This is a genomic window from bacterium (assembly GCA_030654305.1).
GTDB lineage: Bacteria > Krumholzibacteriota > Krumholzibacteriia > LZORAL124-64-63 > LZORAL124-64-63 > PNOJ01.
On sequence record JAURXS010000462.1, the window covers coordinates 1 to 17,000 of the forward strand.

General features: G+C 71.8%; 15 protein-coding genes. 3 read left to right on the top strand and 12 right to left on the bottom strand.

Going from position 1 to position 17,000, the window contains the following annotated elements; all coding sequences use genetic code 11:
* Nucleotides 1–275: 275 nt before the first annotated feature.
* A complete protein-coding gene (locus Q7W29_13200; GenBank protein ID MDO9172777.1) occupies nt 276–1,616 on the top strand; it encodes a PhoH family protein in 1,341 nt (446 codons plus the stop codon).
* Here Q7W29_13200 and Q7W29_13205 read toward each other — a convergent pair whose 3' ends face one another.
* The gene (locus Q7W29_13205; protein ID MDO9172778.1) at nt 1,617–2,462 is read right to left on the bottom strand and encodes a hypothetical protein; all 846 of its coding nucleotides are present in this window, start codon (nt 2,460–2,462) and stop codon (nt 1,617–1,619) included.
* Between the two features lie 78 nt (nt 2,463–2,540).
* Nucleotides 2,541–3,395: an inositol monophosphatase family protein gene (locus Q7W29_13210; protein ID MDO9172779.1), complete on the bottom strand. Its 855-nt coding sequence runs from the start codon at nt 3,393–3,395 to the stop codon at nt 2,541–2,543.
* Nucleotides 3,396–3,496: 101 nt separating this feature from the next.
* Between Q7W29_13210 and Q7W29_13215 the strand changes: the two genes are divergently transcribed.
* On the top strand, nt 3,497–3,715 hold the full coding sequence (locus tag Q7W29_13215) for a NifU family protein (GenBank protein ID MDO9172780.1): 219 nt from the start codon (nt 3,497–3,499) through the stop codon (nt 3,713–3,715).
* A gap of 11 nt (nt 3,716–3,726) precedes the next feature.
* Here Q7W29_13215 and Q7W29_13220 read toward each other — a convergent pair whose 3' ends face one another.
* Nucleotides 3,727–5,466, bottom strand: coding sequence for a hypothetical protein (locus tag Q7W29_13220; protein MDO9172781.1), 1,740 nt, complete (start codon nt 5,464–5,466; stop codon nt 3,727–3,729).
* Nucleotides 5,467–5,561: 95 nt separating this feature from the next.
* On the bottom strand, nt 5,562–7,514 hold the full coding sequence (locus tag Q7W29_13225; GenBank protein ID MDO9172782.1) for a sulfatase: 1,953 nt from the start codon (nt 7,512–7,514) through the stop codon (nt 5,562–5,564).
* 189 nt (nt 7,515–7,703) lie between these two features.
* Between Q7W29_13225 and Q7W29_13230 the strand changes: the two genes are divergently transcribed.
* Nucleotides 7,704–8,837 carry an acyl-CoA dehydrogenase family protein gene (locus Q7W29_13230; GenBank protein ID MDO9172783.1) on the top strand — a complete coding sequence of 378 codons (1,134 nt, stop codon included), beginning with the start codon at nt 7,704–7,706 and terminating at the stop codon, nt 8,835–8,837.
* Nucleotides 8,838–8,851: 14 nt separating this feature from the next.
* Here Q7W29_13230 and Q7W29_13235 read toward each other — a convergent pair whose 3' ends face one another.
* The 8 genes from Q7W29_13235 to Q7W29_13270 all read right to left on the bottom strand — a co-directional run.
* Nucleotides 8,852–10,366, bottom strand: coding sequence for an NADH-quinone oxidoreductase subunit N (locus Q7W29_13235; protein ID MDO9172784.1), 1,515 nt, complete (start codon nt 10,364–10,366; stop codon nt 8,852–8,854).
* Nucleotides 10,363–11,934: an NADH-quinone oxidoreductase subunit M gene (locus Q7W29_13240; GenBank protein MDO9172785.1), complete on the bottom strand. Its 1,572-nt coding sequence runs from the start codon at nt 11,932–11,934 to the stop codon at nt 10,363–10,365. Before Q7W29_13240 ends, Q7W29_13235 begins: the two co-directional genes overlap by 4 nt.
* A gap of 13 nt (nt 11,935–11,947) precedes the next feature.
* Entirely contained in the window at nt 11,948–13,939 is a 1,992-nt protein-coding gene (gene nuoL / locus Q7W29_13245; protein MDO9172786.1) for an NADH-quinone oxidoreductase subunit L, read from the bottom strand.
* A 4-nt stretch (nt 13,940–13,943) separates the two neighbouring features.
* Nucleotides 13,944–14,243: an NADH-quinone oxidoreductase subunit NuoK gene (gene nuoK / locus Q7W29_13250; protein ID MDO9172787.1), complete on the bottom strand. Its 300-nt coding sequence runs from the start codon at nt 14,241–14,243 to the stop codon at nt 13,944–13,946.
* A 2-nt stretch (nt 14,244–14,245) separates the two neighbouring features.
* Nucleotides 14,246–14,749, bottom strand: coding sequence for an NADH-quinone oxidoreductase subunit J (locus tag Q7W29_13255; GenBank protein MDO9172788.1), 504 nt, complete (start codon nt 14,747–14,749; stop codon nt 14,246–14,248).
* Nucleotides 14,750–14,770: 21 nt separating this feature from the next.
* Nucleotides 14,771–15,268 (bottom strand): NADH-quinone oxidoreductase subunit I, encoded by a 498-nt coding sequence (locus Q7W29_13260; GenBank protein MDO9172789.1) that lies wholly within the window; start codon nt 15,266–15,268, stop codon nt 14,771–14,773.
* 29 nt (nt 15,269–15,297) lie between these two features.
* Nucleotides 15,298–16,572, bottom strand: coding sequence for an NADH-quinone oxidoreductase subunit H (locus Q7W29_13265; GenBank protein ID MDO9172790.1), 1,275 nt, complete (start codon nt 16,570–16,572; stop codon nt 15,298–15,300).
* Nucleotides 16,569–17,000, bottom strand: a 432-nt coding sequence (locus tag Q7W29_13270) for a molybdopterin-dependent oxidoreductase (GenBank protein MDO9172791.1), incomplete at its 5' end; no start/stop codon positions are given. The genes Q7W29_13270 and Q7W29_13265, both read right to left, overlap by 4 nt.

Below are 17,000 nucleotides of genomic sequence, written 5' to 3' on the forward strand. Positions count from 1 at the left end.
TCGGGTGCTCCTTCTCTGCGGACCGGGGTGGCTGTATTCGGCGACTGTCGTTTGCTGCGTTTATTGCAGATTTTCAAAGTCGATCAGGCATTATTATAGCATGATATCGGCGTTGTCGAGGATTTATTTAGTCGATTATGCAATATTTCACATTCATCATGGGCGTCCGTGGCCGGCGCCGGGCACCCCGAATCGGCGTCGACCGGTCCGCGAGGCCGTGCTAGCCTCGCTTCCAGGCGCCGCCAGGGCGTCGGCGACGACCAAGGAGGGTCCGCATGTCCGCACACGGCCTGAACGGCATCAAGATCTCCGCCATGACCGGCCCCTGCTTCCTGCTCGACACCAACGTGCTGCTGCACGACGCGACGGCCCTGGAGGCCTTCGACGAGCACCACATCATCCTGACCGTCGACGTCCTGGAGGAGCTGGACCGCTTCAAGCGGGAGAACGACGAGCGCGGCCGCAACGCGCGCCGCGTGATCCGGACCATCGACGAGCTGCGCCAGCGCGGGCCGCTGCGCGAGGGCGTGCCCCTGCCCGGCGGCGGCAAGCTGTTCGTGCTGGTCGACAACTACGCGGATCATCTGCCGACGGGCATGGACCGCGCGATCCCCGACAACCGCATCCTCGGCGCCGCCCTCTACCTGAGCCAGGAGGGGGTCGACGTCCGCTTCATCACCAAGGACCTCAACGCGCGCGTCAAGGGCGACGCCCTGGGCGTCCGCTCGGAGGACCTGCTGCGCAGCACGGTCAACTTCGACGAGCTCTACACGGGCTGGACCGAGGTCGACTGCCCCGGCGACGTGATCACCAGCTTCTACGCGACGGGCTCGGCCGAGGTGGCCGGCGACTTCCACCCCAACGAGGGCATCCTGCTGCGCAACGAGGCCAACCCCAAGCAGACGGCGCTGGGCATCTGGAGCAGCGCCGGCAAGCGGGTCGAGAAGCTGGTGCACGAGGAGACGCGGCCCTGGGGGCTGCAGGCGCTGAACCTGCAGCAGCACTTCGCGCTGGAACTGCTGCTGCGCGACGACATCCAGCTGGTCTCGATGCTGGGCCAGGCCGGCACCGGCAAGACGCTGCTCGCCCTGGCCGTCGGCCTGCACAAGGTGGCCGAGCAGAAGCTCTACCGCCGGATCATGGTGTCGCGGCCGATCATGCCGCTGGGGCGGGACATCGGCTACCTGCCGGGTTCCAAGGAGGAGAAGCTCGCCAGCTGGATGGAGCCGATCTTCGACAATCTCCAGTACCTGGTCGACCCGCAGATGGAGCAGTCGGGCGACAAGGTGGACTACCTGTTCGACACCGGCGTGATCGAGGTCGAGGCCGTGACCTACATCCGCGGCCGCAGCCTGCCGAAGCTGTTCATCATCATCGACGAGGCTCAGAACCTGACGCCCCACGAGATCAAGACCGTGGTCAGCCGGGCCGGGCAGGATTCGAAGGTCGTGCTGACCGGGGACGCCTACCAGATCGACAACCCGTACCTGGACGCCTCGAGCAACGGGTTGACCTACGTCGTGGAGCGGTTCAAGGACCAGCCGATCTACGGCCACATCACGCTGGCCAAGAGCGAGCGCAGCCGCCTGGCGAGCCTGGCCGCCGACCTGCTGTAGCTAGCCCTCGTCCTGACGGTCCTCGACCTGCTGGCCCTCGTCCAGAGGGTGCTCGATCAGCCACTGGCGCAGCTGCCCCAGCAGGCAGGCGTTGCAGCGCTTGACGGCCTGCGGCAGCAGGCGCTGCGCGAAGTGGGCGTCCCGACGCGAGACCGCCGGCTCGCCCACGTCGTCGTCGATCTCGCCGATGCAGTCCTGGCGCCACAGCTCCCTGCCGCCGCGATCGCGCAGGACCAGCTCCACCTCCGCCTCCGCGCGCAGGTGCAGCGGCGTCGGCAGGGCGCCGAGGGCCGCGACCGCCAGCACGAGCCCCCGCTTCAGCTTCGACGAGGTGTCGTCGCCCCAGAAGAAGCCCCCGACCAGGCCCACCCCCACCGGCAGGGCGTACGACACGACGCTGCGCTCCATCCGGCAGTGGAAGGAGTGGATCGTGGCCTCGAGCGTGTAATCCGCCTGGTTCGACAGCGGCACCGCCTCGGCCAGGCTGGTCTGCCCGATGTCCTGCAGCAGCGCGTCGCGGTAGAGGTCCGCGACGGGCCGGCTCCAGCTGGCGTCGTCCGGGAACGTGATGCCGACGAAGTGGCCGCGCCCCCCACGCTGTTCGGCGGGGCGCTCGTCCGCGACCGACAGCAGCTGGATCCGCGGCAGGCGCGACTGCGACGGCGGGAAGACGAGGGATTCGCGCGAGTAGGGGAACCCGACCTGGGAGCCGCCGCAGCCCGCGATCAGCGGCAGCAGCAACGCCAGCAGGACCGGCAGGGCGTCCGGACGGAGGGGGCGTCGGCGGTCCCGGCGACACGGCGGCGACGACGGCGGCGACGACGGCGGCGACGACTTGCGGAGCATGATCCCCCCGATGGTTGGAGACGCGGCCCCCGCGGGCGCCTTCAAAATCTACGTCCGCGGACGCGATGCGGCCACGATTCAATCGTCCCGCAGCAGCCCGTGTCCGGCCGCGCCGGCCCGGATGATGGCGAGCATCACGGCGTGCAGGCCGGGCGCGGCGGCCAGAATGTGGCGGCCGTGGAGCGCGTCGTCGCCGCCGTCGAGGTCGGTGACCACGGCGCCCGCCTCGCGCGCGACGAGCACGCCCGCCGCGACGTCCCAGGGTTGCAGGCGGAATTCCCAGTAGCCGTCGAGCCGTCCGGCAGCGACGTGGCAGAGGTCGAGCGCGGCGCTCCCCCCCCGCCGGACGTCGTGGCAGGGCCGCAGCAGGAAATCCTTCACGAGATCGCAGTTCAGGGCGGCGACCTCGCCGCGCTCGTACGGGAAGCCGGTGGCCAGCAGGGCCCGCTCCAGCGCGACCGGACCCGCCAGCGCGAGCCGGCGCGGGGGCTCGCCGCGCTGCGGCCGCTCGAGCGTCGCGCCGCCGCCGCGCCGGGCCAGGTAGAGCTCGTCGAGCGCGGGCGCGTAGACGGCGCCCAGCTCCGGTCCGCCGGCGCCGGCGCAGCCCAGCGACACGGCGTAGAACGGATGGCCGTGGACGTAGTTCGTGGTGCCGTCCAGGGGATCGACGTGCCAGACACGGCCGCTGTCCCCCGCCCGCCCGGTCCCCTCCTCGGCCCGCACGCCGTCGCGGGGGAAGTCCTCGCCGAGCCTTTCGAACAGGAAGGCTTCGACGCGGCGGTCCACGTCGGTCACCATGTCGGTGGCCGACTTGTAGGCGATGTCGCGCCGTCGGCCGCACCCCTCCAACTGGATCGCGCCCGCGGCGAGCGCGATGTCGCGCAGCCGGGCGGCCTCGTCGCCGAGCCGATCGTCCGCTCGATTGGCGTCCATGTTCCTCCAGGGTCGGCCGGGGCCGGGGGCGCGGTTGACATCCACCGGCCGGAAGCTAGCTTGGTGACGTTCGTCACGCCAGCATACGGAAAGGACACGCGATGGAACAGAAGATCCGCCAGGTCCTCGACAAGGTCCGCCCCGCGCTGCAGGCCGACGGCGGCGACGTCGAGTTCATCGATTACCACGACGGCATCGTCACGGTCCGCCTCAAGGGCGCCTGCGGTTCCTGCCCCATGTCGACCATGACGCTCAAGCACGGCATCGAAGCCCGCCTGCGCGAGGAGATCCCCGAGGTCCGGGCCGTCGAGTCCCTGTAGTCCGCAGCCGCCTAGGGCAGATCCCCGGTTTCGGGCAGATCCCAGGTCTCGGGCAGATCCCAGGTCTCAGGCAGATCCCAAGTCTCGAAGCCGCCGGCAGCCTGCGGCGGGCGCGGCGTCGCGCCCGCCGTCCGCAGCGCGTTCCGCCAGAAGTCCAGGCGCGGGTCGGGATCGTCCGCGCGCATCTCGGCCGACGTCACACCGCCCGCCCTCAACGCCGCCAGCAGTCGTCGCGGCTCGAGTTCCCCCCGCTCGCAGGCCGACAGATCCCGGCGCAGTTCCCGCGTGGCCGGCGGCACCCAGCCCGAGGCGCCGCCGGTGACCGCCCGGCCGGTATCCAGCGCGCGCAGCAGCCAGGCTGCCTCCTGCGGCCCCTCCCCGTAGACGTCCACCGGAGCGGGCAGGGTCAGGACGGCGCCCGCCGCGTTCGGCGGCGGCGTGCCGGCGTCGGGGATCGCGACGGCGGGCACCCGCGCCGGCCAGGATTCCAACAACAGCGCGAGCACGACCGCCGCCGGCAACAAGCGCCGCCGCGCCGGGTGGCCGTCGGCGCCGGGCAACGCGGCCCAACCCGCGGCCGCCCACCAGGCCGCCGCCACGGTGGCCAGTTGGCCGAACCGCCAGGCGGCCCGGAAAGCCCTCGCCGGCGGGAAGCAGTCATGCAGCACGCCCAGGGGCAGCGGCAGGCGCCAGGCGGTGCCGGGGAGCCCCGTCGAATCCCCGAAGGCCAGGACCAGGCCGCAGCCGCCCGCCAGCAGCAGGCCGATCCCCAGCCGCCGCTGGTCCGGGTCGAGCCTGCGGCGCCACCGCCAACCCCAGCCGGCCAGGATCAGGACGATCCAACCGGGATGGAGCACCTGCCGGGCTGCCTTCGCCTCGCGCGTGGCCGCGTCGGCGCCCCGCCCCGACCAGTCGGCCGGCCCCGCCCGGTGCGCCCCGGTGTTGATAAGATGCTTGAAGTCGGCGCTGTACCACCTTACTTCGTCGATCGTTCGCTCGTAGCTGGGCTCCCGGGCGGACAACCGCAGGTACGGCAGTGCCGCCACGGTGACGGCCACCGCACAGAACAGCGCCGGCCACATCGCCCCCGCCAGCAGCCCCCGCCGGGCGTCCCGTGCCGTCTCGTCCCGTGCCGCCTCGCCCCGCACGGCCAGCGCCGCGCCCAGCAGGCAGGCCGTCGCCAGCAGCGCTTCGGCGAACCCGTACCAGCCCCAGATCGCCTGCACCGACAGGCAGCCGGCCAGCGCCCACCAGGCCCGTCGGGGCGACAGCCCGCGCCGCCGGCGCGCGACCGCCCAAGCCAGGGCGGCGGCGGCGGCGGGCACGCCCGGAGGCGGCAACTGGTTGAGGTGACCGAGGTGGGCGATCGTCATCGGCGCGCCGAGCAGGGCCAGCGCGGCGACGGGCGCCGCGGCCCGGGCTCCACCCGCCGCTCGCCAGGACCAGGCCATCGCGGCGGCGGCGAGCCCGAGGCTCGCCAGCAGCGCCGCGTTGTAGCGCGCAGCGACCGTCGGCAGCCACGCCCGCCAGGGCGCCACGGCCAGCGCCTGCCCGAGCAGGGAGTCCATGGCGGCGATGGTGTCACGCGCGGGATGGAAGATGGGCAGGTGCGGCCAGACCGAGGGCTGCCACCAGTGGCGCCCGCTCCATTCGAGCAGTCCCGCCTGCAGCAGGGCGTCGGCGCCGCCGTAGGGGCCGGGAACCAGGCGGCCGGGGTCCGCGAGCGCCGGCCAGAGCAGTCCGCAGCACATCAGCGCGACCGCCAGCCAGCCTAACGCCGGGCCAGGGGCCCTGTTCGACGATCGTGCCGTCGCGTCGGCGGGCTGCTTCATCGGTTCCCTGCCGATCAATATCCCAGGCTGCGCAGCTGCCGCTGCAGCGCCGGATCGGGCGCCACGAGTCCTGGCTGCGGACCGGATAGCCGACGCGCGGCGAGATCGCCGGCGGCGAGGAGCGAATCGGCGGCGGCCAACACGCGCGGCGCCGACGACGGCGCCGTGGGCAACGGTCGAACGGCGCCCGGATCGACGCCGAGGTCGTACCACGTCGGCGCGGCGTCCGGCGACAGGATCGCGAAGTAGGGCCACGCACGTACCGCGGTGCGTGGCGGCCCGTACAGGAGGTTCTCCAGGACCGCCGGCGAGGCCGGCTCCGTCCAGACCGGAGGCGCCGCGTCGGCGCCGGCCGGCCACAGATCGGTGCGGCCGCCCAGACTGTCCGGCGCCGACCAGCCCAGCGTGGCGCACAACGTCGGCAGGAGGTCCGCGCTGGAGCGGTCGCCCTCCAGGCGACGGCCGGCGGCCCCACCGGCCGGGAGCTTGACGATGAGCGGGACGGCGCTCACCTCGGGCAGGAGGCTGTGCCCGTGCTCGAAGCCGCCGTGGTCGAACAGCTCCTCGCCGTGGTCGGACGTCACCACGACCAGCGTCGAATCCCAGAGTCCCGCCTCGCGCAGCGCCGTGAACAGGCGTGCGAGGTGGTGGTCGGTGTAGCGGACTTCCCCGGCGTAGAGCGACGCGATGGCCGCGCGCACTTCGGGCGGTAGGTCGGAGATGCCGTCGCGCACGTCGGTGAGCAGGTGCGGGGACAGCCCGTGATCGTCCAGCAGGGGATGACGCGGCAGCTCCGGAGCCGGGCCGTCGCCCGGCAGCCGCCGGACGGTGTAGGGCAGGTGCGGGTCCAGCAGGTGCAGCCAGAGCAGGAACGGGCGGTCCGTGGGACGCGTGGGCAACCAGCGCAGCGCCTTGGCGACCACGTACTCCGACTTGTCGAGTTCGGCGAAGCGGTCGACCCAATAGGTCAACTCCCGAGCCAGCACCGAGCGCGACGCCGGCTGGAGCGGCTCCAGGACCATGGCGTGCTCGTACTCGGCGAAGCCGCGGTCGAAGCCGTAGGCGCCGGTCAGGTAGGGGTTGGTCGTGAAGGCGGCCGTGTGCCAACCCTGCGACCAGGCGATTTCCGCCAGCATCGGCGCGCCCCGAGGCAGAGGTCGCTTGCGCTCGATGCCCAGCTCCCGCGGGGAGCGCCCCGTCATCAGGGTGCCCATCCCCGGCAGGGTCCAGCAGCTGCTCGACCAGTTGTCGGCGTAGAGCAGCCCCTCTCCGGCCAGCCGGTCCAGACCCGGCGTGAGGTCGTCGCTCCCGCCGAGCGCGCCCAGGTGGTCGCGACGCCAGGCGTCGATGGTCACCAGCACGACGTTGGGACCGGACGGCGCCGCCGACGCCCGCTCCAGCCCGCCGCAGCGCTCCGCGCGGCCCTCGTCCCGCCAGTCGGGCCAGAGGCTGGTGAACACCAGCAGGAAGATCACGGTCAGGAAGAGGTTGCGTCGCGGCGTCAGCACCAGGGAACCCGCCAACGTCGTCAGCGGCCGCACCAGCAGGATGGTCAGCGCCAGGAAGCAACCCACCTGCAGGACGAACGCCTCGCGCAGCTCGTGAGCCGCCCACCACTGCGGCCACAGGTGTTCGCGGCCCGCATAGCCGGCGTAGAAGAAGACGAGCGAGGCGACCGCCGTCGCCGTGGTCAGGGCGTAGGCGCGCAGGCGGGCCGATGGGCGCCGCCGCACGGCCAGGGCGTAGGGCCCGAACATCAGGGCCGCGCACGCCATCGCGAACCAGCTGTAGAGCGTGACCGACGGGGCGACGCTGCGGACGAAGCCGGACTCGCCGCCGCCCGCGGTCCAGCCGCCGAAGCGGGACCACTGGCTGACGCCCTCCGCGAAGCCCACCAGGCCGGCCAGCACCCCCGACCACAGCACGGCCGCGGCGCAGGCGCGCACCCACTTCCAGAGTCTCTTCATCGGCGGCTCGTCCTCCCCGCCCGGCACCCGGGGCCGGAACCTCCCGTTTTTAGACAAGTTTCGTCACTTGGTCAAGCAGTGCTTCCTCACCGGTGCTTGCAGACGAGCCGGGTGATGCTATCCTCAAGGCTGCGAACACGAACCCGAGGGGCGGACGTGAGACCTTACGAGGGCGTCGATTACTTCCGGATGGAAGAGGAGCTGGGCGACGAGGAACGGGCGGCGCGGGACCTCTGCCGGAGCTTCGTCGAGCGGCGTTTCCTGCCGGTGGTCAGGGAGCACCATCGCGCCGGGACGTTCCCGCTGGAACTGGTGCCGGAGATGGGCGCGCTCGGGATGTTCGGGACCTCGGTGAAGGGGCCCGGCTGCCCCGGGCTGTCGCCGACGGTGTACGGGCTGGTCTGCCAGGAGCTCGAGCGCGGGGACAGCGGACTGCGCAGCTTCGCCTCGGTGCAGGGCAGCCTCGTGATGTGGCCCATCGCCACCTACGGCGACGAGGCCCAGCGGCGTCGCTGGCTGCCCGAGCTGGCGGCCGGCCGCCGGATCGGCTGCTTCGGGTTGACCGAGGCCGGGCACGGCAGCGATCCCGGCGGGATGGAGACCCGCGCCGTGCGCGACGGCGACGGCTGGGTGTTGACCGGGTCCAAGATGTGGATCACCAACGCCGATCTCGCAGACGTGGCCGTGGTCTGGGCCCGCGGGCCCGAGCGCGTGCTGGGATTCCTGGTCGAGCGCGGCACGCCGGGCTTCGCGGCGCAGCCGGTTCACGGCAAGTTCAGCCTGCGCGCGAGCGACACCGGGGAGCTGAGCCTCGACGAGGTCCGCCTGCCCGAGAGCAGCCGCCTGCCCGGCGCCGCCGGACTCGTGGCGCCGCTGTCCTGCCTGAACCAGGCGCGCTACGGCATCGCCTGGGGGGCGGTGGGCGCGGCGGCCGCCTGCTACGACCACGCCCGGCAGTACGCGCTGGAACGCGAGCAGTTCGGCCGGCCGATCGCGGCCTTCCAACTGGTGCAGCAGAAGCTCGTGGAGATGCTGACGGAGGTGACGACGTCGCAGGCGCTCGCGCACCGGCTGGGTCGGCTCAAGGATCGCGGCGTCGACGAGGTGGCGCTGGTGTCCCTGGCCAAGCGGCACAACGTGGCCGCGGCGCTGCGGACCGCCCGCCTGGCCCGCGAGGTGCTTGGCGCCGCCGGGATCACCGACGAGCACCCGATCGGGCGCCACCTCACGAACCTCGAATCGGTGTACACCTACGAGGGGACGCACGACATCCACACGCTGATCGTGGGCGCGGACGTCACGGGGCTGCCCGCGTTCCGCTGACGGGCGCCTCGGACCTAGAAGGTCATCTGCCGGTACGTGTGGGCCGCCAGCGCGTAGAACGAACCGGGCACCACGCCGAGCAGCAGCACCAGCAGCGCCAGCACGCCGCAGGTGAACGCCGCCTCCCAGCTGTGGCCGTCGTGCACCTCGCCCTCGGCCGGCTTCATGTACATCACCACGATGACGCGCAGGTAGTAGTACGCCGACAGCAGCGAGTTGATCACGCCCCAGACGGCCAGCGGCACCAGGCCGGCCTTCACCACCGCGTCGAAGATGTAGAACTTGCCCACGAAGCCGGCGGTGGGCGGAATCCCCGCGAGCGAGAACATGAACACCGCCAGCGTCGCGGCCACGAAGGGGCGGCGTCGGGACAGGCCGGCGTAGCCGTCGATGGCGTCGGCCTCCTCGCGGCGGCTGCGGCTGAGGCAGGCCACCACGCCGAAGGCGCCGAGGTTCATCAGGGCGTAGACCACCAGGTAGAACAGGATGGCGCCGCCGGCGGCGTCGCGCACCGCGGCGGCCTGCACGGCCGTGGCGCTGTCGCGGCTGGTGTTGAGCACCGCCAGCACGCCCAGCAGCAGGTAGCCGGCATGGGCGATGCTCGAGTAGGCCAGCATCCGCTTCAGCCCGTTCTGCGACAGGGCCACGAGGTTGCCGTAGGTCATCGTCAGCACCGCGAGCACGGTCAGCAGCGGGAACCAGGCCTCCGCGATCGGGGGCAGCAGCCAGACCACGCGCAGCAGCGCGGCGAAGGCCGCGGCCTTGACGCCCGTGGCCATCAGGCCGGTCACGTAGGCGGGCGCGCCGTCGTAGACGTCCGGCGTCCACATGTGGAAGGGCACCATGGCCACCTTGAAGCCCAGGGCCACCAGCACCAGGCCGCAGGCCAGCGGCAGCAGGATCCCGCCGTCGGGCGCCGCCTGGACCGCCCGGTGGACGGAGGCGTAGTCGGTCGCCCCGGCCTGGCCGTACAGCAGCGCGAGGCCCATCAGCAGGAAGGCCGAGGCGAACGCGCCCAGGATCAGGTACTTGAAGCCGGCCTCGCTGCTGCGCAGCGAGCCGCGGTCGCCGGCGACCAGGACGTAGACGGCCAGGCTCATGGTCTCGATGGCCAGGAACAGGCTCAGCAGGTCGGTCGCCGCGGCCAGCAGCATCATGCCCAGGGCGGCGAACAGCGTCAGGGGGTAGAAGTCGGCTCGGTAGCGCCCGTCGCGCTCGAACATGCTGGTCGCGTAGACCGTCGTGAGCATGGCGATCGTCACGGTCAGCAGGTTGAAGAAGCGGCTGAAGCGGTCGGCCGCCAGCATGCCGCCCAGCAGGGTCGCGCCGCGCGGTTCGGCGGGCGCCGCGCCCTGGGCCGCCGCGGCGCCCAGCAGCACCAGCAGCGTCAGCAGCGACAGGTGGTCGCGGCGCCGGCCGCCCGAGAAGGCGTCCACGAGCATCACGGCCAGGCCGCCGACGGCCAGCACGAGGTAGGGCGCCAGCACGGGCAGTTCGGCGCCGAGCGTCACCGGGGTCGGGCCGTTCATCGGTCCCCCTTCAGCGCCGCGACCGCGGCGGCGGGCTGGTCGGCCGGCACCTGGAGGGCCAACCCGTAGTTGGATTCGGTCTGCCGGAGCGCGGCGACGGGCGCCAGGATCCGCTCCAGCGAGGGTTCCAGCCTCTCCAGCAGCGGCGCGGGGTGCACGCCCAGCGCCACGATCATGACCAGGATGGGCAGCAGCACGGCCCACTCGCGCAGGCTGAGGTCCGGCAGGCCCCGGTTGCGCTCGCCGAGCTTGCCCAGGAACACGCGCTGGTACATCCAGAGCATGTAGATGGCGCCCAGCACGACGCCGGTGGCCGCCAGGGCCGTGAGCAGGCGCGCGTGGGGCAGCAGCCCGCTGCCGAAGGTGCCGAACAGGATCAGGAATTCGCCGGTGAAGCCGCAGAGCCCGGGCAGGCCGATGCTGGCCAGGGTCACGAACAGGAAGACCGCGGCGAAGCACGGCATCGCGTGGGCGAGGCCGCCGAACTCGGCGATCATCCGGGTGTGGCGCCGCTCGTAGATGATGCCGACCAGGAGGAAGAGCGCCCCGGTCGACAGGCCGTGGGCCAGCATCTGGACCACGCCGCCCGCGGCGCCGGTCGTCGTCAGGCTGAACAGGCCCAGCACCACGAAGCCCAGGTGGCTGACGCTCGAGTAGGCCACGAGCTTCTTGACGTCCTGCTGGACCATGGCCACCAGCGCCCCGTAGACGATCCCGATCACCGCCAGCCAGGCGAGCCAGGGACCCAGCGCCAGCGCGGCTTCGGGGAAGAGCGGGATCGCGAAGCGCAGCAGGCCGTAGGTGCCCATCTTCAGCAGGATGCCCGCCAGGATGACCGAGCCGGCGGTCGGCGCTTCGACGTGGGCGTCGGGCAGCCAGGTGTGGAAGGGGAACAGGGGCACCTTGATCGCGAAGGCCAGGGCGAAGGCGGCGAACAGCCACGACTGCTGACCGCGCGACAGCTCGAGCTGCAGGAAGTCGGCCAGCGCCATGCTGCCCGCCTGCTGGTAGCACCACAGGATGGCGACCAGCATGAAGACCGAGCCGACCATCGTGAACAGGAAGAACTTCACCGCGGCGTAGACGCGCCGCTCCCCGCCCCAGATGCCGATCAGGAAGTACATCGGGATCAGCATCGCCTCCCAGAACACGTAGAACAGCAGCATGTCGCGGGCCAGGAAGGTGCCGATCATCGCGGTCTGCAGCAGCAGCAGGAAGGCCATCGCCTCGCGCACGCGCTCGGCGATCGCCCGCCAGGCGCTCAGGATCACGAGCGGGCCCAGGAAGGTCGTCAGCAGGACGAGCCAGAGCGAGACCCCGTCCAGGCCCAGGCTGTAGGCGATCTTGCCGCCGGCGAGCCAGGGAGCGTGCTCGACGAACTGGTCGGCGCCGTTGCCCGTCTCGAAGTACCGCAGCAGGTGCAGGGAGAGGACGAAGTCGACCAGCGCCGCGCCCAGGGCGAGCCGCCGAGCCGCGCCGGGCGTCCGCCCCGCGGCGAGGACCAGGACGGCCCCGAGCGCGGGCGCGAAGGCGACCCAGGTCAGGATGTGGTCCGTGATGAAAGCCAAGGCCGGCCCTCCCCTAGATCGTCAGTGCCAGGTACAGGACGAACGCCGCCGCGCCGAGCGCGAAGACGTACGCGTAGAAGCGCAGCTTGCCGTTCTGGAACAGGCGCAGCAGCGCGCTCGTGATCGAGACCAGCAGCGCGGTGCCGTTGACCAGCAGCCCGTCGATCAGGCCGGTGTCCACGGCGCGGAAGAGCACGCGGTCCGACAGCGCGTAACCCGGACGCACCAGGGACGCCTCGTAGCCTTCGTCCACGTAGTACTTGTTCAGCAGCACGCGGTGGGGCCTGCCGCCGGCGAAGGCGTGCAGCTTCCCGGCCAGCGTCGCCCGGCCCACGTAGGCGCGGTACCCGGCGTACAGGCCGAGCAGGGCCAGCGAGAGGGAGGCCGCGGCCAGGAGCCATTCGGTGGAGGCGGCGGCGTGCGTGGCGGCGCCGTGTGCTGCGGCGCCGTGCGCCGCGTCGGCGCCGTGCCCGCCCGCCCCGGCTTCGAACACCGGCGCCAGCCACTGCTCGAAGCGGTTGGCGCCGCCCAGGAAGTGGGGCCAGCCCAGCCAGCCGCCGACCACCGACAGGGCGGCCAGGATCACCAGGGGCACGGTCATCGTCGCCGGGGACTCGTGGACGTGGTGCCGCACCTCCTCGCTGGCGCGGTTGTCGCCGAAGAAGGTCAGCACGACCAGGCGCATCATGTAGAACGCCGTCAGGCCCGCGCCCAGGAAACCCACGACCCACAGGCCGGGGTTGCCCTCGCTGAAGGCCTTCCAGAGGATCTCGTCCTTGCTGAAGAAGCCGGCGAACGGGAAGACGCCCGCCAGCGCGACCGTCCCGATCAGGAACGTCGGCCAGGTCACCGGCAGCTTGCGGCGCAGCCCGCCCATCAGGCGCATGTCCTGCTCGCCGCTCATGGCGTGGATGACCGAGCCGGCGCCCAGGAAGAGCAGGGCCTTGAAGAAGGCGTGGGTCATGACGTGGAAGATGCCGGCGGCGAAGGCGCCCACCCCGCAGGCCAGCATCATGTAGCCCAACTGCGAGACCGTCGAGTAGGCCAGCACCTTCTTGATGTCGTTCTGGGTCAGGGCGATGGTCGCCGCGAACAGGGCGGTGACGGCGCCGACGACCGCCACGACCGTCATGGCCGTCGGGCTCAGGACGTAGACCATGTTCATGCGGGCGATCATATAGACGCCGGCGGTGACCATCGTCGCGGCGTGGATCAGCGCCGAGACGGGCGTGGGGCCGGCCATCGCGTCGGGCAGCCAGACGTAGAGCGGGATCTGGGCCGACTTGCCGGTGGCCCCGAGGAACAGCAGCAGGGCGATGGCGGTCGCCCAGGGCGCGAGTTCGTGCGTGTGGGCGGCGATCGTCCGGAAGGAGAAGACGCCCTCCCCGCCCCCGAGGTGCGGCAGCAGGGCGGCGCCCAGGACGAACATCCCCAGCAGGAAACCGAAATCGCCGATGCGGTTGACGATGAAGGCCTTCTTGCCGGCGGCGGCGTTCGCCTCCTCGTTGAACCAGAAGCTGATCAGCAGGTAAGAGCAGAGGCCCACGCCCTCCCAGCCCACGAACAGCATGACCAGGTTCTCGCCCAGCACCAGCATCATCATCGCGAAGATGAACAGGTTCAGGTAGGTGAAGAAGCGGTTGAAGCCGGGGTCGTGGGCCATGTAGCCCAGCGAGTAGACGTGGATCAGGAAACCGACGCCCGTGACCACCAGGGCCATGACCGCGCTCAGTTGGTCCATGGCGAAGCCCAGCTCGACCCGCACGCCGGCGATGTCGAGCCAGGTGCCGAGCGAGTCCGCCAGCAGCCGGTGGTGGGGTTCCAGCCCCGCGAGGCGGACCACGGCCGCGACCGAGAGCAGGAACGAGGCGCCCACGGCCGCGCAGGCCAGCAGGCCGGCCGCCCGGCGCGGCATCCGGCGCAGCAGCAGCCCGTTGAGGGCCGCCCCGAGCAGGGGCACCAGGACGATCCACCTCAGCGACGTGTCCAGGGCATGGCTTTCCACGGCGTCACTCCATCAGCGTGTTGAGGTCGTCCACGTTCACCGACCGGCGCAGCCGGTGGATCTCCACCAGGATGGCCAGGCCGATGGCGGCCTCGGCGGCCGCGACGGCGAAGACCATCAGCACGAAGACGTGCCCCGCCAGGTCGCCGTGCAGGCGCGAGTAGGCGGCGAACACGATGTTCGTTGCGCTCAGCATGATCTCGATGCTCATGAACACGATCAGGCTGTTGCGGCGGATCAGGACGCCGGCCATCCCGACCAGGAACAGCGCCGCCGCCAGCGCGAGGTAGTGCGTCAGGCCCACGGTCACGGCTGCCCCTCCTCGTTGCGGCCCAGGGACATCGCGCCCACGATCGCCACCAGCAGCACGATCGAGATCAGCTCGAAGGCCAGCAGGTAGCGGTTCAGCAGCAGCTCCGCCACGGCCGCGGCGGTGCCCGTCACCGGCGTCGCGCCGAAGGACGCCTCGCGCCCCCGCGCCGCCCAGCTGATCAGGATCACCGCGATGGCGGCGGCGGGCAGGGCCAGCAGGGCCTTGCGCCCGACGGTGCGGCCGGCGACCTCGGCGGGCAGGACCGGCCCCTGCAGCATCATGATCACGAAGAGGAACAGCACCATGATGGCGCCCGCGTAGATCAGGATCTGCAGGATGGCCAGGAACGGCGCCGCGAGCAGGGCGAAGACGCCCGCGGCGCAGACGAAGCTGAACACCAGCCAGACGGCCGCCGCCACGGCGCTGCGGCTCGCCACGGTCATCGCCGCCGCGCCCAGCATCAGCGCCCCGAAGAGGTAGAAGAGGAACGTCTCCACGTCAGTCGCCTCCCCGCGCCGTCAGCGCGTGCCGTCCGTCGTGTTGTTCAGCAGGAAATCCTTGTCCACCCAGAACTTCTCGCGGCTGTCGGCCGCGAGGTCGTAGATGCCGGTGTCCATGCGGATGGCGTCGCAGGGGCACGCCTCCTCGCAGAGGCCGCAGTAGACGCACCTCAGCAGGTCGATCTCGAAGCTGGCCGGCGCCTTCTCGATCGCGGGGTCGGGGTGCTCCTCGGCCACGATGTGGATGCAGTCCGCGGGGCAGGCGGTGCTGCACATCATGCAGGCCACGCAGCGCGGGGTGCCGTCCTCCCGCTTCATCAGGCGGTGCCGGCCGCGGAACCGCTCGCTGTAGGCGCGGCGCTCCTCCGGATACTGCACGGTGGGCAGGTCCCCGGTGTGCAGGAGGTTGCGGATCACGTGGCGGATGGTGATGCCGAGCCCGCGGAAGATCTCGCCCAGGTACAGGCGCTCCCCGAGCGTCATCTTGCCGCCGTAGCCGTGGACTTTCCCGTTCATGTCTCCCTTACCCTCCCGGCGGACCGGTCTCAGACGAGCGCCACGACCACCGCGGTCAGGACCAGGTTGGCCAGCGCCAGCGGCAGCATCACCTTCCAGCCCAGGTGCATGAGCTGGTCGTACCGGAAGCGCGGCAGGGTCCAGCGCACCCAGATGAAGAACCAGCAGAAGAAGACGACCTTGCCCACGAAGGCGCCGACCTGCAGCGCGGTCGCCAGCAGCGAGGCGCCGGCGGGGCCGATCTCCCAGGGTCGCAGGGCGAGCGCGGCGAGGCCCGCCAGACCCAGCAGGACGCAGACGCCGGCCATCAGCCCGGGCTCGCGGTCGCGCCCGTCGCCGAACCGGCCGCGCTCGCGCGACGCCCGCCGCAGGTACAGCGCGGCGGCCAGGGCGCAGATCGCGACGTGGGCGGCCAGCAGCAGCGGCAGCAGGACGCCGGCGCGGGCCTCGATGACGGCGCGGGGCAGCCAGGGGATGTTCCAGCCGCCGAAGTAGAGGGTCGCGATCAGGGCCGAGGCCACCACCAGGTTCGTGTACTCGGCCATGAAGAACAGGGCGAACTTCATGGAGCTGTACTCGAGGTGGTAGCCGGAGACCAGCTCCGACTCGCCCTCGGGCAGGTCGAAGGGGTTGCGGTTGGTCTCGGCGAAGGCGGCGGTCATGAACAGGATCGCGCCCAGGGGCTGGATCACCACGCCCCAGCGCGGCAGGAAGCCCCAGAGCAGCACGCCCTGCCCGGCCACGACGTCGGTCAGGCGCAGGGACTGGCTGACCAGCAGCAGGCCCATCAGCGCCAGCCCCATGCTGATCTCGTAGCTGATCATCTGCGACGTGGAGCGCACCGCGCCGAGGAAGGTGTACTTGTTGTTCGAGGCCCAGCCGCCCATGACGATGCCGTAGGTGCCCAGGCTGGCGATGGCCAGCACGTAGAGGATGCCCACGTCGAGGTCGGCCACCACCAGCGGGATCCGCCGGCCGCCGACCTCCAGGTAGTCGCCGAAGGGGATCACCGCGTAGGTCAGCAGCGAGACGAAGAAGACCAGGAAGGGCGCCAGCGCGTACAGGACGCGGTGGACCCCGGCCGGCCGCACGTCCTCCTTGAACAGCAGCTTCAGGACGTCGGCGATGGGGTGGATCAGGCCGGCGAGGCGGATGCCCGCGATGCCCGCCCGGTTCGGCCCCGTGCGGTCCTGGATGAAGGCCGAGCCCTTGCGCTCGGCCCAGATCAGCACGGGCACCAGCCCGAGGATCACCGCCAGGATGAAGGCCATCTTCAGGAAGGTCGTCAGCACGAGGTCCGTCATCGCTCACCTCCGGAGCCCGTCGCGACGGCGTCGGGGACCAGGCCTTCGGGCGGCAGGACGGCGAGGTCCGCGCCCGCCAGGGCGGGCACGCGGCCGGCGACCCAGCGGCGCAGGTCCGGCAGGGAGGCCGGGGCGTCGGTCGCGCCGGCCGCCGCCAGCCAGTCGGCCAGGAAGCGCCAGTCCTCCAGGGCGAGGCCGGGCCGCGCGATCGCGCGGTGCGACGCCTGCACGCGGCCCTGCCGGTTCACGAGCAGTCCGTCCTTCTCGGCCCAGGCGCTCAGCGGGATCACGATGTCCGCCGCTTCGGCCGTGGCGCTGCGGTGGGTGCCGAGGTGGATCACGGTCCGGCCGGCGACCGCCTCGCGCCAGCCGGGCGCGTCGGCGGCGGGGTCGGCGCCGTAGACCAGCACGGCGCCCCGCGCGGCGCG

Coding starts and splice junctions, on each gene's coding strand:
- Q7W29_13225 (MDO9172782.1), bottom strand. CDS start 7,514: ATGAAGAGACTCTGGAAGTGGGTGCGCGCCTGCGCCGCGGCCGTGCTG.
- Q7W29_13210 (MDO9172779.1), bottom strand. CDS start 3,395: ATGGACGCCAATCGAGCGGACGATCGGCTCGGCGACGAGGCCGCCCGG.
- Q7W29_13235 (MDO9172784.1), bottom strand. CDS start 10,366: ATGAACGGCCCGACCCCGGTGACGCTCGGCGCCGAACTGCCCGTGCTG.
- Q7W29_13200 (MDO9172777.1), top strand. CDS start 276: ATGTCCGCACACGGCCTGAACGGCATCAAGATCTCCGCCATGACCGGC.
- Q7W29_13260 (MDO9172789.1), bottom strand. CDS start 15,268: ATGAACGGGAAAGTCCACGGCTACGGCGGCAAGATGACGCTCGGGGAG.
- Q7W29_13230 (MDO9172783.1), top strand. CDS start 7,704: ATGGAAGAGGAGCTGGGCGACGAGGAACGGGCGGCGCGGGACCTCTGC.
- Q7W29_13220 (MDO9172781.1), bottom strand. CDS start 5,466: ATGTGCTGCGGACTGCTCTGGCCGGCGCTCGCGGACCCCGGCCGCCTG.
- Q7W29_13205 (MDO9172778.1), bottom strand. CDS start 2,462: ATGCTCCGCAAGTCGTCGCCGCCGTCGTCGCCGCCGTCGTCGCCGCCG.
- Q7W29_13265 (MDO9172790.1), bottom strand. CDS start 16,572: ATGACGGACCTCGTGCTGACGACCTTCCTGAAGATGGCCTTCATCCTG.
- Q7W29_13215 (MDO9172780.1), top strand. CDS start 3,497: ATGGAACAGAAGATCCGCCAGGTCCTCGACAAGGTCCGCCCCGCGCTG.